The sequence below is a fragment of the Ornithinimicrobium sp. CNJ-824 genome (assembly GCF_001942405.1).
GTDB classification, from domain to species: Bacteria; Actinomycetota; Actinomycetes; order Actinomycetales; family Dermatophilaceae; genus Ornithinicoccus; species Ornithinicoccus kibberensis.
In genome coordinates, this window is record NZ_MKKA01000009.1 from 34859 (window position 1) to 47917 (window position 13059).

Here is a 13059-nt window from a genome sequence, read left to right on the forward strand (position 1 = left end):
GTGGCCTGCAGGCCGGCGGGGCCGCCGCCGACCACCACCACCTCGGACGTCGACGGCACGGTCATGTCGGTGCTCCTGGCATCTCGTCGGGGTGCGGACCCACCGGACTGTAGGGCCGGGCGGCGGGCGGCGCCTCCCGGACCGGTGAACGGCGGGCCGGGGCCTGCGCGACACTGGGGGTATGACGTACACGCCCGACCCGACCCGTTACGACACGATGCACTACCGCCGGGTGGGCCGTTCCGGCCTCCAGCTGCCGGCCGTCAGCCTGGGCCTGTGGCACAACTTCGGCGACGACGTGACCTTCGACCGGCAGGAGCAGGTGCTGCGGAAGGCCTTCGACCTGGGCATCACCCACCTCGACCTGGCCAACAACTACGGGCCTCCCTACGGGGCGACGGAGGAGAACGTCGGCCGTCACCTGCGCCGCAGCTTCGCCGGGCTGCGGGACGAGCTGGTCATCTCGACCAAGGCGGGCTGGGACATGTGGCCCGGCCCCTACGGCCAGGTCGGCGGCTCGCGCAAGTACCTCGTCGCCAGCCTCGACCAGTCGCTGCGGCGGACCGGGCTGGACTACGTCGACATCTTCTACCACCACCGCCCCGACCCGGAGACGCCGCTGGAGGAGACGATGGGGGCGCTCGACGCGATCGTGCGGTCGGGCAAGGCGCTCTACGTCGCATCTCCAGCTACTCCAGCGAGGACACCCGCCGGGCCGCGGCCATCCTCGAGGACCTGGGCACCCCGCTGCTCATCCACCAGCCGTCCTACTCGATGCTCAACCGCTGGACCGAGGAGGACGCCCTCCTCGACACCCTCGACGAGGTCGGCGCCGGCTGCATCGCCTTCTCGCCGCTGGCCCAGGGCATGCTCACCGACAAGTACCTGCATGGCATCCCCGAGGGGTCCCGCGCCACCGAGGGCAAGAGCCTGTCGACCGACCTCATCACCGACGAGACCGTCGAGCACCTCCGTGCGCTGGACGAGATCGCCTCCGGGCGCGGCCAGACGCTGGCCCAGATGGCGCTGGCGTGGACGCTGCGCGACGAGCGGATGAGCTCGGTGCTCATCGGCGCCAGCAGCCCCGGGCAGCTCGAGCAGAACGTCGGCGCCCTCGACCGGATCAGCTTCGACGAGGACGAGCTGGCCCTCATCGACCAGCACGCGGTCGACTCCGGCATCGACCTGTGGCGGGGGGCCCGCCTGGGCTGAGGCCGGCCGTCGGCCCCTCGGCCCCTCGGCGCTCCGGGGCGGGAGGTGGTCACCCCACCGTGTCAGGGTCGCTCGTGCGCCCGACGGTCAGGCGTTCCCGACGGTCAGGCATTCCCAGAGCCCTGACCCGGTCGCTGCATGACGGACGACGGCGGCCGCGTCTCGTACGTCGGGTTGAGGCCCTGGTGGGGGCCACAACTCGTCAGGTCGGGCCGACGGCGGCCCTCAGGCGCTGTGGCGGAGGCGGTCGAGCGGCAGGTGCATGGCCGGCAGGTGGACCGTGGGCAGGTGCACGGCCGGACGCGGGACGGCCGGCAGGTGCACCGTCGGCAGGTGCACAGACCGCAGCCGGGACCGCCCGGCCAGCGCCCTCTCGGTGGCGGACCCGTCGTCCGCCTCGCCGGTCGCGACGGCGTCGGCCGGGGCCTCCGGGACGGCCAGCACCTCGTCGAACCACTCCCGGGTCAGGCCGACCGCCACCAGGGCCGTGCCCTTGTGGTCGACCGCGCCGACGTGGACGACCTGGGCCCGTCCGCCGTGCGTGCGCACCAGGGCGGCGGCCCGGTGGGCGTCCTCGGCCGGGGCGTCGACGTCCTGGCCGCCGACGTAGAACCGCACGGGGGCCGCCGTCGCCACGTCCCCGACGCTGTTCTCCGCCAGCCGCCGGGGGAACCAGCCCTCGCCCGCACCGACGAGGTCGTCCACCGTCTCGCGGGTGAGCAGGTGGGCGGGGTCGCGGGGCAGCGCCAGCTCGACCTCCATCGAGCTGCGCCGCCCGTCGAGCAGGATCGGCAGCCGCCGTGCCCAGCGCTCGCGGACGATCGAGGCCAGCGGCTGCCCGTAGACCCGGGCGTAGGAGGTGGCCAGCGCCGCGAGGTAGGTCGTGTGGTGGGCCGACCTCCCCGAGAGGACCGCCGGCCCGACGGTCTCGGCCAGCCGGTGGGCCCCGGCCACCGACGCCACCGCGGCCACCTCGAACGGCTGCGGCGTCCGCGTCAGCTTCCCCAGCGCGGCCAGCGAGGCGTGGCCGCCCTGGGAGAACCCCAGCAGCGCGACCCGGTCGGGCACCGCCGTCCCGACCTCGGCGAGCACGCGTGGCAGCACGGCCAGCAGGTCGACGACGGCCCGGCCCTCGGTCTCGGCGTGCAGGTAGGGGTGCGGCCCCGGCGAGCTGCCCATCCCCAGGTAGTCCGGTGCCACGAAGACGTAGCCGGCGCCGGCGAAGGCCAGCGAGGCCATCACGCCCTCGAGCTTGTGGGGGGCGGAGGGCACGTGCAGCCGGTGGGTCTGGGTGGCGTGCTGGTAGGAGACGACCGCGTGCGGACGCACCCCCTCCGGGGTGGCGACCAGGCCGGAGGCCACCGTCGGCCGCCCGTCCACCCCGGTCGTCGCGTAGATGACGCGGTGCAGCCGGACCCCGTGCCGCGCGCCGAGGCTGGCCAGCCCGAGCGCGCGCAGCGCCAGCCGGGCCGCGGGCTGCGGGTAGCGGCGCAGCTGCGACACGACGGGCAGGCCGACCTCGCTGTCGGCCGCGACGATCCCCATGGCACTCCCCTGCGTCGAGATGATCCTTCAGGGTGACCCCGGTCACACCCCGTGTCAAGGGCGGCACCGTCCCCGCGACGTGGGACGATGGACGGATGCCCACCCCCGACGCGCGTACCGAGCTCTTCGCCGCGCTGGTGGGGCTCGACGACGACGCGGCCCAGGACGTCCTGCGCCGGGAGCGGGAGCGGCTGGGGCTGGACCGGCTGGTCGGCGACCTCGTCGTCCCCGTCATGCGGCAGGTCGGGCTCGGCTGGGAGCGGGGCGAGGTCTCGGTGGCCCAGGAGCACCTGGCGACCCAGCTCGTCCGGTCGGCGCTGGACCGGATGGCCGACGGCTGGGGGAGCGGCGACGGGCCGCAGGCGTGGCTCGCCTGCCCGCCGCGGGAGCTGCACGACCTGCCGCTGCTGGCCTACGGGCTGCTCCTGCGCGAGCGCAGGTGGCGGGTCCGCTTCTTCGGGGCCAGCACGCCGCTGCACGACCTGCGCCGCGCCCTGCGTGTGCACCGGCCCGAGGTGGTCGTCGTCTCCGGCGACGACCCGGCCCGCCTGCGGGCCAGCCGGGTGGCCCTCGACCTCATCGCCGGGGACGCGGTCCTGGCCCTCGGCGGACGGGCCGCCGAGCTCGCCGGCGCCGACCTGCCCGGCACGGTGCTGCCGCCGGACCTGGTCGTCGCGGCCGACCGGCTGGCCGAGGTGCTCACCGAGGCGCAGGCCGGCCCGGCGGAGCTGCTCGGGACGGCCTGAGCCGACCGACCCTCCCCGCTCCGGCTTGCCCCCGGGGCCGCCGGGGGGCACGGTGGGGCCATGAGCGAACACACCCCCGAGCACGAGCGCGACCGCGACGACGACGGTTTCGGCACGGTCGACCGCACCGAGGAGCAGGCGGAGCGCGCCCAGGTCGACCTCGACCAGCCGGAGTCCACCGACGACGTGCCGTGGAGCCCGCCGACCAGCCAGCCGATCCACTCCGAGTTCGACGACGACCCGGAGGAGGAGACCATCGACCAGCGGATCGCCCAGGAGGTGCCCGAGCAGGGGACGGCCTACGGGGCGCCCGAGCCCGGCGGCGTCCTCGGCGGCGCCGACGACCCGGCCGGCACCACGGGGCCACCCGTCGGCGGCGACGACCCCGACGCCATCCCCGCCGAGCGGGACGTGCTGGGCACCGAGTCCGGTCTCTGACGAGATATCACGGAATCTCGCCATAGACCTAGAATTCTCTAGAGAGCGCGATCGACACCGTCCCCACGGAGGCGACCGGGCACCGCACGTCCTCCTGCTGGCGCTGGGCACTCGTGGCGACGTCGAGCCGTTCGCCCGCCTGGGGCAGGCGCTCCGCGCCGAGGGGTATGCCGTCACCGCGGCCGTCCTCGAGGACGGCGCCGCCCGGATGCGGTGGGCCGGGGTCGAGCCGGTCGTCGTCGGGCCGACGGCCGACCGGACCATGTGGTCGCCCTCGCCGGCCGTCCGGCGGTCCGCGCACCTCAACCCCGGGCTGATGTACCTCCAGATGCGCCGCGCCCTCACCGCCCGGGCCGCCACCCTGGCCGACGGCATCGCGCCGCTGCTGCGCGGTGCCGACCCCGTCGTCTCCGGCCTCCCCACGGCCCGCCTGGTCCCCCTGCTCCAGGCCCGGGGCGTCCCGGCCCGGCTGGCGCTCATGGCACCCCTCACCCCCCACCCCGCGGGCACCTCGGCCTGGTCCCACACGGTCACCGAGCTGCTCCCCTCCGTGCTCGAGTCGGCCCGGCAGCGGATGCTGTGGCGGATGACCACCGGCCTGTCCGCGGCGCTCGCCGACGAGGTCGCGCGCCGGCTGACGCCCACCGCGCCCGCCACCCCTGACGCTCCCGCCGCGCCCGCGGCATACCGCGCGCCCGCCCTCCTGGCGACCAGCGCCGCGCTCGACCCCGACCCTGCCCCCGACGTGCAGCAGGTCGCTGGTGGGCCGACCCCGCACCGGTCGCGTCGCTGCCGACCGACCTCGAGGAGCACCTCCGCCGGCACCCGGGCGGCCTGCTGCTCGCGCTCGGCAGCATGCCCGCCGACCGGCCCGACCAGCTCGTCGACCGGCTCGCCGGGGTGGCCCGACGGCTGGGTCGGCCGGCCGTCGTCCAGGTGGCCGGGGCCCGGCCCGGTCCGCGCGACGGCGCGTTCGTCGTCGGGGAGGTCGACCACCGGGCGCTGCTGCCGCACGTCGTGGCGGCCGCCCACCACGGCGGGGCGGGCACCACCCACGCCGTGGCCGCCGCCGGGCTGCCCCAGGTCGTCGTCCCGCACCTGGGCGACCAGGCCCACTTCGCCCGGCAGGTCCACCGGGCCGGTCTGGGGCCGGCGCCCCTGCGTCCGGTGCTGGCCACCCCGCGCACGGTGGCCGACCGGCTGCACGAGGCGCTCACCGCGCCGCGCTACGCCGCCCGCGCCCGCGCCGCCGCCGCCGTGATGGCGGCCGAGGACGGGCTCGCGACGACGGTGCGGGTCGTCGGCCGGATGACGCAGGTCGGCACGCACGGCTGACCGACCCCGACAATGGTCGGGTGAGGGGACCCAGAGTGCTGGCGCTGAGCAGCCCGATCTACGCGCACACGCTCAACGCCGTGCCCTTCCTCGAGGGCCTGACCGCCCGCGGGGCCGAGGTGCACCACGGGGTTGCCACCCCCTGGGTCGGGTCGCTGGCCGTCGCCGCGCCCGACGGCTCGGTGCACGACACCGGCCCCGTGCCGCCGTTCAGCCCGCCCGGGGGACGCGTCCGCGACGTCTCCGCGCGCTACGCCTGGCTGGTCGCCGACGCCGTCACCCGCGTGCGCACGGTCGTGCGCCTCGTCGAGGAGGTCCGCCCCGACGTCGTGCTGACCGACTCCCTCGGCCACGCCGGCGCGCTGGCCGCCGAACGGCTCGGCGTGCCGTGGGTCAGCTTCGGCGACGGCCCCCTGCACTTCCCGGACGCGCTGACCCCGCCCTTCGGCGCCGGCCTGCCCTACCGCACGCCCCAGCCGTGGGTGTGGCGCAACACCGTCGTCCAGGTCGCCAGCCGCCGCGTGGTCATGGCGCGGGCGCAGCAGGGGTATGCCGCGCTCCGCGCCTCCCTGGGGCTGCCGCGCCGCGACGTCCCCGTCCTCGAGGCGAGCCTGTCGCCGCTGCTGCACCTGCACTGCGGGGCCCCCGAGCTGGAGTACCCCCGCGCCGACCTGCCCGACCACGTCCACTTCGTCGGGGCCCTGCGCCCGCCGGGGCCGACCGGCTGGCGTCGGCCGGACTGGTGGGACGAGGTGGTCGCCGGCCACGACGGCTCGGTCGTCCTGGCCACCCAGGGCACGCTGCGCGACGACCCGGCCGAGGTGCTGGCCCCTACCCTGGCCGCGCTGCGCGCCACCGGCCGGGCGGGCGTGCTGACCACCGGCTCGGGCGACCCGGCCCGCCTCGGCGGCCCCGGCGTGGTGCCGGACCGCCTGGCAGGAGGGCCCCCGCGGCACGGCGACGGGGCCGGTGGTGCCCGGGGCCCGGTGGCCGTGGAGCGGTTCGTCCCCTACTCGGCGGTGCTGCCGCACGCCGGGGTCTTCGTCACCAACGGCGGCTGGACCGGGGTCCTGCTCGCCCTGGCCCACGGCGTCCCGGTCCTGCAGGTGGGCAGCACCGAGGAGAAGGCCGACATCGGCCGGCGCGTCGAGTGGGCCGGCGCCGGCCTCCACCTCGGCGGCTCCCGCCCCCGGCCCCGGGCGCTGGCCCGCGCGCTCGCGCGGGCGGAGGGCACGGCATACCGGGCCGGGGCCCGCCGGGTCGCCGCGTCCCTGGCCACGCGCGACCCCGGGCGGGACGGGGCCGAGCTGGTGCTGGGCCTGCTGGGTCAGGGTTGGACGAACGGATAGAGTCGAGTCCCGGGCGCTCGCCCGGGGAGGGCGACGGTGAGGATGCTTTCTCGGTGAGCACGACGACGACGGACCGCGACTACGACCGGGTCGTGCTGGTCGACGACGACGGCACGGAGATCGGCACCGCCTCACGGACGCAGGTGCACGGCACGGACACGCCGCTGCACCGGGCCTTCTCGCTCTACCTCTTCGACGACCGCGGCCGGGTCCTCATCACCCGCCGCGCCCTCGACAAGCTCACCTGGCCGGGCGTGTGGACCAACGCCTGCTGCGGCCACCCCCGCCCCGGGGAGGCGCTGGGCGACGCCGTCCGCCGCCGCCTGGGCGAGGAGCTCGGCCTGCAGGTCGAGGACCTCCAGCTCGTGCTCCCGGACTTCCGCTACCGCGCCGTCGACGCCAGCGGCATCGTCGAGCACGAGCTGTGCCCCGTGCTCGTGGGCCGGGTCGTCGGCGACGTGCGGCCCGACCCCGCCGAGGTGTGCGAGCACGCCTGGGTGGCCTGGTCCGACCTGGTCACGGCGATGCGCGCCACGCCCCAGGTCTACAGCCCCTGGTCGACCCTCCAGGTCCCCGAGCTGGACGGCGAGCGCCCACGGCTGCCGGTCGGCCCGGCCCCCGACCGCGCCGGGGGGACCGGCGCCGCCGCGACCCTGGACCGGGTGGACGCGCTGCTGCGCGACGAGAGCGCCTGGGTGGATCAGGTATGGAGCAGACTGGCCCCCGCAGGCCCGCCCGACCTGCTCGGGGCCGAGGTGGGCGACCTGCCGACCTGGCTGCACGCCCTGCTGGCCGGCGGCGGCAAGCGGATCCGGCCGCAGATGTGCCACTGGGGCTTCGTGGCCTCGGGCGGCGAGATCGGCAGCCGCGGCCACGGCCATGTCGTGCGCGCGGCCGCCGCCCTGGAGACCCTGCACCTGTTCGCCCTCGTCCACGACGACGTCATGGACCAGTCGGCCGAGCGCCGGGGCCGGGCGGCCGCCCACGTCGTCGCCGCGGAGGCCTTCCGCCGGGGCGGTGGGCACGGCGACGCCGACCGGTTCGGCGAGAACATCGCCGTGCTGCTCGGCGACCTGGCCCACTGCGAGGCCGACCGGATGGTGCACCCGCTGCCCAGCGAGATGCGCGACTACTGGTACGAGCTCAACCTCGAGCTCATCGTCGGCCAGCGGGCGGACCTGACCGGGGCCGCCGCCCGCCGCACCGACCTGCCGCACGCGGAGGCGGTGGCCGCGCTGAAGTCGGGCTCCTACACGATCGAGCGGTCGCTGCAGCTGGGGGCCCTGGCCGCCACGGCCGACCCCGGGCAGCGCGCCGCGCTGGCCACGTACGGCCGGCACCTGGGCCGGGCGTTCGCCTGGCGCGACGACGTGCTCGGCGTGTGGGGCGACCACCACGTCACCGGCAAGCCCTCCGGCGACGACCTGCGCGAGGGCAAGACCACGCTCATCTGGGTGCTCGGCGCCGAGCGGCTCACCGGGGAGGCCGCCGCCGCGATGGAGCGGGTCGGCACGCCGGAGGCCCGCCCGGGCGACGTCCGGCTCATGCAGGAGGCCCTGGTCGAGGCCGGCATCCGGCAGGAGCTGGAGGACCGGATCGCCGAGGAGCTGGCCGCGGCCGAGGACGTGCTCGTCGACGCCCCGCTCACGCCCGAGGGCGTCGACGGGCTGCGAGCCACCGCGCGGGCGATCGCCTGGCGCGACGTCTGAGGCGGCCGTCCCCCTCGCCGAGGGCCAGCCGCATGCCCCGCAGCCAGTAGCCCTCGATGAGGTGGTCCCAGCCCAGCTCGGGCTCGGCCACGATCCGGGGCGCCCGGGCCAGCAGGCGCCGCAGGAGCACGTCCGACTCGAGGATCGCCAGCGGCTGGCCGGGGCACTTGTGCGCCCCGTCGCCGAAGGAGAGCACGGAGTCGTTGACCCCGGCGGGCAGCGACCGGCCCGGGCACAGGTCCAGCGGGTCCTCGCCCACGACGTGCGGGTCGGCGTTCGCCGGGCGCACGCAGACGTCGACGAGGTCGCCCTCGCCGATCGTCCACGACTCCTCCCCGTCGCTGATCCGCACCGGCTGGTGGACCCGGCGGTAGAAGTGCCCGACGACCGGCTCGAGCCGGATGATCTCGTGCAGGATCGCGAACCGCTCCTCCTGGCCGGCGACGAGGTAGCGCTCCCGCAGCGCGTCGTGCCGCAGCAGGTGCCAGGCGGCCATGACGACGAACTCGCGGGTCGTCACCATCCCGGCGGTGCCGTAGGTGACGCACTCCACGAGCACCCCGGTCGTGGAGTAGCCCTCGTCGAGCAGGTGGCTGATGACGTCCGGCCGGCGCTGCCGGCGGCGCTCCCGCAGGGCAGGACGGACGTCGGCGAGGTAGAACCGGGCGACCGGCACCAGCCCGTTGACGGCGGCCCTGGCCCACTGCCGCGGGGTCCGGCCCAGGTCGTCGCGGGTGATGTCGAACGGCGGCTGGTTGAAGAACGACTCGAGGCGCCGGGCCATCCGCGGCACCGACGACTCGGTCAGCCCGACGACCTCGGCGGTCACCTCGACGGTGTAGAGCAGCGCCAGCTCGTCGAGCATGCACCCGCCGGCCGCCTCCGCCTCGTCGAGCAGCCGGTCGGCGCACTCCTCCATGAGGTCGGTGTAGCGCTCGCCGACGACCTTCGGCGCGAAGAACCGGGCGACCTTGCGCCGCTGGTCGTCGTGCTGCGGCCCGTCGGAGACGAGGATCGGGTGGTGGTCGAGGTAGCCCTGCGGGATCGCCTCGGCGGTGAACCCGGCCTGGGTCGTGGCCTCCCGCGCCCGCAGCACCTGGCGGGCTGCCTCCAGCGACCGGATCCGCCAGACGTGGCCCTCGCGCTCGACCCGCGGCGTGCTCGCCTCGCCCGCCTTGACGGCCCGGCGCCGGTCGGGGCTCATCGGCGCCGGAGCCCGGGCACCCGGGCCGCGCCCCTCCGCAGCGCCGCCGGCACGTGCGGCCGCCGGCGCAGGATCCCCTCCAGCGGCACCGTCCACACGTCCTCGCCCCGCACGCCCCACCCCTGCAGCAGGTGGTTGGCGGCGAGCACACCGGTCACGGCCGCGCGCTCCATGAGCGCGATCGGCCAGTCGACCCGCAGCCCGTCGCCGGCCAGGGCCAGCCCGGGGTAGGGCGTGTCCACGGTCAGCCGCTGCCGCCAGGGGCCGGTGCCGACGAGTCCGCAGTCGTCCTCGACGAGCAGCTCCTCGTGCACGACGCCCAGCTCGGCGGTCTCGGGGTAGACCTCGTGCAGCGAGGCCAGCAGCCGGGCCCGGACGCGGATCTCGTCCAGCCCGCCGCGTCCCTCCCCGGCGACGTCGGGGTCGCGGGCGGGGTCCACGGCATACCCATGCAGCTCGACGACCGACCCGCCGTGCTCGGCCGACCAGTCCGCCGCGCCCTGCTCGAAGCGCTCGAGCACGGTGACGTTGTCGAGCAGGTCGTAGCCGCTCGTGCCCAGGAAGGCCTCCCGCGACGGTGCGACGAGCCCGTCGAACCACAGCCGCACGACGACGAACGGCGGGGCGTTGCGCCCGTCCGCCACCCGCCCGTGCCATGCCTGCTGCGCCCGGCCGAGCGTGCGGTCCGACGACACCGGCAGGTCGGCGGCCAGGGCGCGGGTCGCCCGCGGGTCGGTCGCCAGCACGACGGCGTCGGCGGCGAGCTCCTCGGAGCCGGCGCGCACGCGCCATACCCCGTCCTCGCCGGGGGCGAGCCCCTCCACCCGGGTGCCGGTGCGCACGTCGACCCCGAGACCGGCCAGGTAGCGCCCCAGCGGCGCCCACAGGGCGGTGTCGTAGTCGTCGTCGGGCACGTCGAAGAGCAGGCCCTCGGAGGAGCCGGTGAAGTAGCTGTGGAACATCCCGACCAGCTCGCCGGCGCCGAACTCGCTGGGATGGGCGAAGAACGAGCGGGCGAACACCTCCAGCGCCAGGTGCCGGGCGCCCTCGGGGAAGCGCAGCCGGTCGAGGAAGTCCTGCGCGGACTCCCCGTCGTAGCGCTCGTGGCTCTCCGGGTAGGAGACGTTGACCAGCTCCAGCGCGCTGGGGATGTGCACCGACGGCAGCGCCGAGACCGGGAAGGTGGGGCTGCGGAGCACGAAGGTGACGAGGTTGGCCGGCGGGGTCGCGGGCAGCTTGGCGAAGCTGTCGGTCAGCCCGTCGCCGCGGCGCAACGGGTAGTCGGGCACCGGGACGAGGTGGTCCAGCCCGGGGTCGGCGCGGCGCAGGAGGGCGCGGAGCGTGTAGTACTGCCGGAAGAAGGCGTGGAAGCCGCGGCTCATCGTCCGCCCGTCCTCCGTGGGCCACGCGCGCACCCGGCCGCCCAGCTGCTCGCAGGCCTCGACGAGGGTGACCCGGGCGCCCCGCTCGGCGAGCACGACGGCGGCGGCGATCCCGGCGATGCCGCCGCCCACGACGACCACGTGCCGGTCGTCGTCCAGGCGGGGCGCGCCGTCGGGGGCCGGGTGGTGGACCGCGTGCGGGTCGCGGCCGGGAGGGGTGCGGTCGGTCATGGGGGGCTCCCTGGGTCGGGTCGCGGGCTCAGCCGGGTCGGCGGGCGAGCACGGTGTGCAGGATGCCGCGCTGCCAGCCGCCGGCGGTGGACCAGGCCACGTCGGTGAACCCGGCGCGGGTCAGCCGGCCGGTCAGCTCGGCGGTGCTGTCGTTGTCGAGGACGCTGCGCCACAGGTAGCGGTAGATCGTCGGGTTGCCGCGGACCACGACCGCCAGCGGCATGACGACGCCCCAGCACACGAGGGTCCACACGGCGCCGGCGACCCGGTCGCCCTTGACGTGGTAGTCCTGCAGCGCGACCCACCCCCCGGGGCGTACCTGCTCTCCGATGGCGCGGACCACGTCGTCGCGCTGGTCCTCGGGCACGTTGCGCAGCAGGTATGCCGCGAACGCGCCGTCCGCGGGCCCGTCCAGCTCGCGCGCGGCGACCTCGGGCAGGTCCTGGGCGACGGCGTGGACGAACCGGACGCCGTCCGGCCAGTCCTTGGCGCGGGCCTGGGCCAGCATGCCCTCCGAGGCGTCCAGCCCGACGACCCGGGCGTCCTGGCCGGCCGCCTGCAGGAGGGCCTCGGTGGACAGCCCCGACCCGCAGCCCAGGTCCCACAGGGTGGGCGGACGGTCGGACGTGCCGGTGCCCCGCAGCCGGTCGACCAGGCCCCTGGCCGCGTCGCGCAGCGCCCGGTGGTAGCCGGGGTTGAGCCGGGTCAGCAGGTCGTAGCGGTCGGCCGCCCGGTCGAACTGCTCGGCCAGCTGCGTCGCCGCGGCCCTCACCGGCCGGGCACGATCAGGAAGGGGATGCGGTCCACGCCGCCAGCCTAGTCGCGGGCGTCCACCGCCCCGTGACGGGTCGCACGGCCAGGACGGGACGTCTGTCACTGTCCTGGCGTGACCGTCGGGCATAGCGTGGCGTCATGACCACCTCCTCGCCGGGCACCGCGGCCCCCGTCCGCCCGGACCAGACCCGGACCTCGGCCCCGGTCCTGCAGGTCGACGGCCTCGTCCGGGCCTACGGCGACCTGCGGGCCGTCGACGGCGTCTCCCTGCGGGTCGACCCCGGCGAGACGTTCGGGCTGCTCGGGCCCAACGGCGCGGGCAAGACGACCACGATCCTCATGATCGCGGGCCTCCTGCGCCCCGACGCCGGCAGCGTCCACGTCGCCGGCACCGACATGGCGGCCGACCCGATCCGGGCCAAGGGCCACCTGGGCCTGGTGCCCCAGGAGCTGGCGATCTACCCCGAGCTGTCCGCCCGCGACAACCTGCGCTTCTTCGGCCGGCTCCAGGGGCTGCGCGGCACCCGGCTGAAGACCCGGGTCGAGGAGGTGCTCGAGCTGGTCGGCCTGGAGGACCGGTCCAAGAAGCCGAGCAAGACCTTCTCCGGCGGCATGAAGCGCCGGCTCAACATCGGCATCGGCCTGCTGCACGAGCCCACGCTGCTCATCCTCGACGAGCCCACGGTCGGGGTGGACCCGCAGTCGCGTCACGCGATCCTCGAGTCGGTCGCCACGCTCACCGACGCGGGGATGGCCGTGCTCTACACGACGCACTACATGGAGGAGGCGGAGCGCCTCTGCGACCGGATCGCCGTCATGGACGAGGGGCGCGTCCAGGCCCAGGGCACCCGCGACGAGCTCGTCGAACTGGTCGGGGACGCCGACCTCGTCGTGCTGGCCGGCGGGGGCGCGCTGGAGGCCGCCGAGGCCGCCGTCGAGGTCCTGCCCGCCGTGCAGCGGGTGACCCGCGACGCCGAGGGCCTGCGGCTGACCGTGCGCGGGGCACCGACGGCGATCACCGGCATCGTCACCGCAGCCACCGACGCCGGGATGAGCCTGCACGACGTGCAGATCACCCGCCCCGACCTGGAGTCGGTCTTCCTGCACCTCACCGGCCGGGCGCTGAGGGACTGA

Annotated in this window: 11 protein-coding genes and 1 pseudogene; 7 read left to right on the forward strand and 5 right to left on the reverse strand. The window is 76.1% G+C overall.

From position 1 onward, the window contains the following. Nucleotides 1–181 precede the first annotated feature (181 nt). Nucleotides 182–1212 (forward strand): annotated as a pseudogene (mgrA, locus tag BJF81_RS03845) (L-glyceraldehyde 3-phosphate reductase). A gap of 225 nt (nucleotides 1213–1437) precedes the next feature. On the opposite strand, the gene BJF81_RS03850 reads toward mgrA, so the two are convergent. Continuing rightward, complete coding sequence (locus BJF81_RS03850) at nucleotides 1438–2757, reverse strand: alpha/beta hydrolase family protein (RefSeq protein WP_075957231.1); 1320 nt, start codon at nucleotides 2755–2757, stop codon at nucleotides 1438–1440. Nucleotides 2758–2852: 95 nt separating this feature from the next. On the opposite strand from BJF81_RS03850, the gene BJF81_RS18290 reads away from it, so the two are divergent. After that, nucleotides 2853–3503, forward strand: a complete 651-nt coding sequence (locus tag BJF81_RS18290; RefSeq protein ID WP_075957232.1) for a cobalamin B12-binding domain-containing protein — start codon at nucleotides 2853–2855, stop codon at nucleotides 3501–3503. 60 nt (nucleotides 3504–3563) lie between these two features. Continuing rightward, a complete protein-coding gene (locus BJF81_RS03860; RefSeq protein ID WP_075957233.1) occupies nucleotides 3564–3941 on the forward strand; it encodes a hypothetical protein in 378 nt (125 codons plus the stop codon). Between the two features lie 28 nt (nucleotides 3942–3969). Here BJF81_RS03860 and BJF81_RS18295 read toward each other — a convergent pair whose 3' ends face one another. Continuing rightward, nucleotides 3970–4440, reverse strand: a complete 471-nt coding sequence (locus BJF81_RS18295) for a hypothetical protein (protein WP_075957234.1) — start codon at nucleotides 4438–4440, stop codon at nucleotides 3970–3972. Between the two features lie 290 nt (nucleotides 4441–4730). Here BJF81_RS18295 and BJF81_RS03870 point away from each other — a divergent pair, with 290 nt between their 5' ends. The 3 genes from BJF81_RS03870 to idi are packed head-to-tail and all read left to right on the forward strand — an operon-like array spanning nucleotide 4731 to nucleotide 8334. Beyond that, complete coding sequence (locus BJF81_RS03870) at nucleotides 4731–5276, forward strand: glycosyltransferase (RefSeq protein ID WP_269087301.1); 546 nt, start codon at nucleotides 4731–4733, stop codon at nucleotides 5274–5276. Nucleotides 5277–5296: 20 nt separating this feature from the next. Next, a complete protein-coding gene (locus BJF81_RS03875; RefSeq protein ID WP_143780654.1) occupies nucleotides 5297–6625 on the forward strand; it encodes a glycosyltransferase in 1329 nt (442 codons plus the stop codon). A 53-nt stretch (nucleotides 6626–6678) separates the two neighbouring features. After that, a complete protein-coding gene (gene idi, locus BJF81_RS20785) occupies nucleotides 6679–8334 on the forward strand; it encodes an isopentenyl-diphosphate Delta-isomerase (RefSeq protein WP_075957237.1) in 1656 nt (551 codons plus the stop codon). Here idi and BJF81_RS03885 read toward each other — a convergent pair. From BJF81_RS03885 to BJF81_RS03895, 3 genes are read right to left on the reverse strand one after another with little or no spacing between them, the layout of a single operon-like run. Then, nucleotides 8270–9538 carry a cytochrome P450 gene (locus tag BJF81_RS03885; protein ID WP_075957260.1) on the reverse strand — a complete coding sequence of 423 codons (1269 nt, stop codon included), beginning with the start codon at nucleotides 9536–9538 and terminating at the stop codon, nucleotides 8270–8272. The genes idi and BJF81_RS03885 overlap by 65 nt on opposite strands. After that, nucleotides 9535–11151, reverse strand: a complete 1617-nt coding sequence (locus BJF81_RS03890; protein ID WP_075957238.1) for an FAD-dependent oxidoreductase — start codon at nucleotides 11149–11151, stop codon at nucleotides 9535–9537. Before BJF81_RS03890 ends, BJF81_RS03885 begins: the two co-directional genes overlap by 4 nt. A gap of 28 nt (nucleotides 11152–11179) precedes the next feature. Continuing rightward, the gene (locus tag BJF81_RS03895) at nucleotides 11180–11923 is read right to left on the reverse strand and encodes a methyltransferase domain-containing protein (protein ID WP_075957239.1); all 744 of its coding nucleotides are present in this window, start codon (nucleotides 11921–11923) and stop codon (nucleotides 11180–11182) included. 140 nt (nucleotides 11924–12063) lie between these two features. On the opposite strand from BJF81_RS03895, the gene BJF81_RS03900 reads away from it, so the two are divergent. Continuing rightward, nucleotides 12064–13059 (forward strand): ABC transporter ATP-binding protein, encoded by a 996-nt coding sequence (locus tag BJF81_RS03900; protein WP_075957240.1) that lies wholly within the window; start codon nucleotides 12064–12066, stop codon nucleotides 13057–13059.

Excerpts from the sequence above, each read along its gene's own strand:
- BJF81_RS03860 (WP_075957233.1), top strand. The coding sequence starts at position 3,564 with ATGAGCGAACACACCCCCGAGCACGAGCGCGACCGCGACGACGACGGT.
- BJF81_RS03900 (WP_075957240.1), top strand. The coding sequence starts at position 12,064 with ATGACCACCTCCTCGCCGGGCACCGCGGCCCCCGTCCGCCCGGACCAG.
- BJF81_RS03850 (WP_075957231.1), bottom strand. The coding sequence starts at position 2,757 with ATGGGGATCGTCGCGGCCGACAGCGAGGTCGGCCTGCCCGTCGTGTCG.
- BJF81_RS03885 (WP_075957260.1), bottom strand. The coding sequence starts at position 9,538 with ATGAGCCCCGACCGGCGCCGGGCCGTCAAGGCGGGCGAGGCGAGCACG.
- BJF81_RS03890 (WP_075957238.1), bottom strand. The coding sequence starts at position 11,151 with ATGACCGACCGCACCCCTCCCGGCCGCGACCCGCACGCGGTCCACCAC.
- BJF81_RS18290 (WP_075957232.1), top strand. The coding sequence starts at position 2,853 with ATGCCCACCCCCGACGCGCGTACCGAGCTCTTCGCCGCGCTGGTGGGG.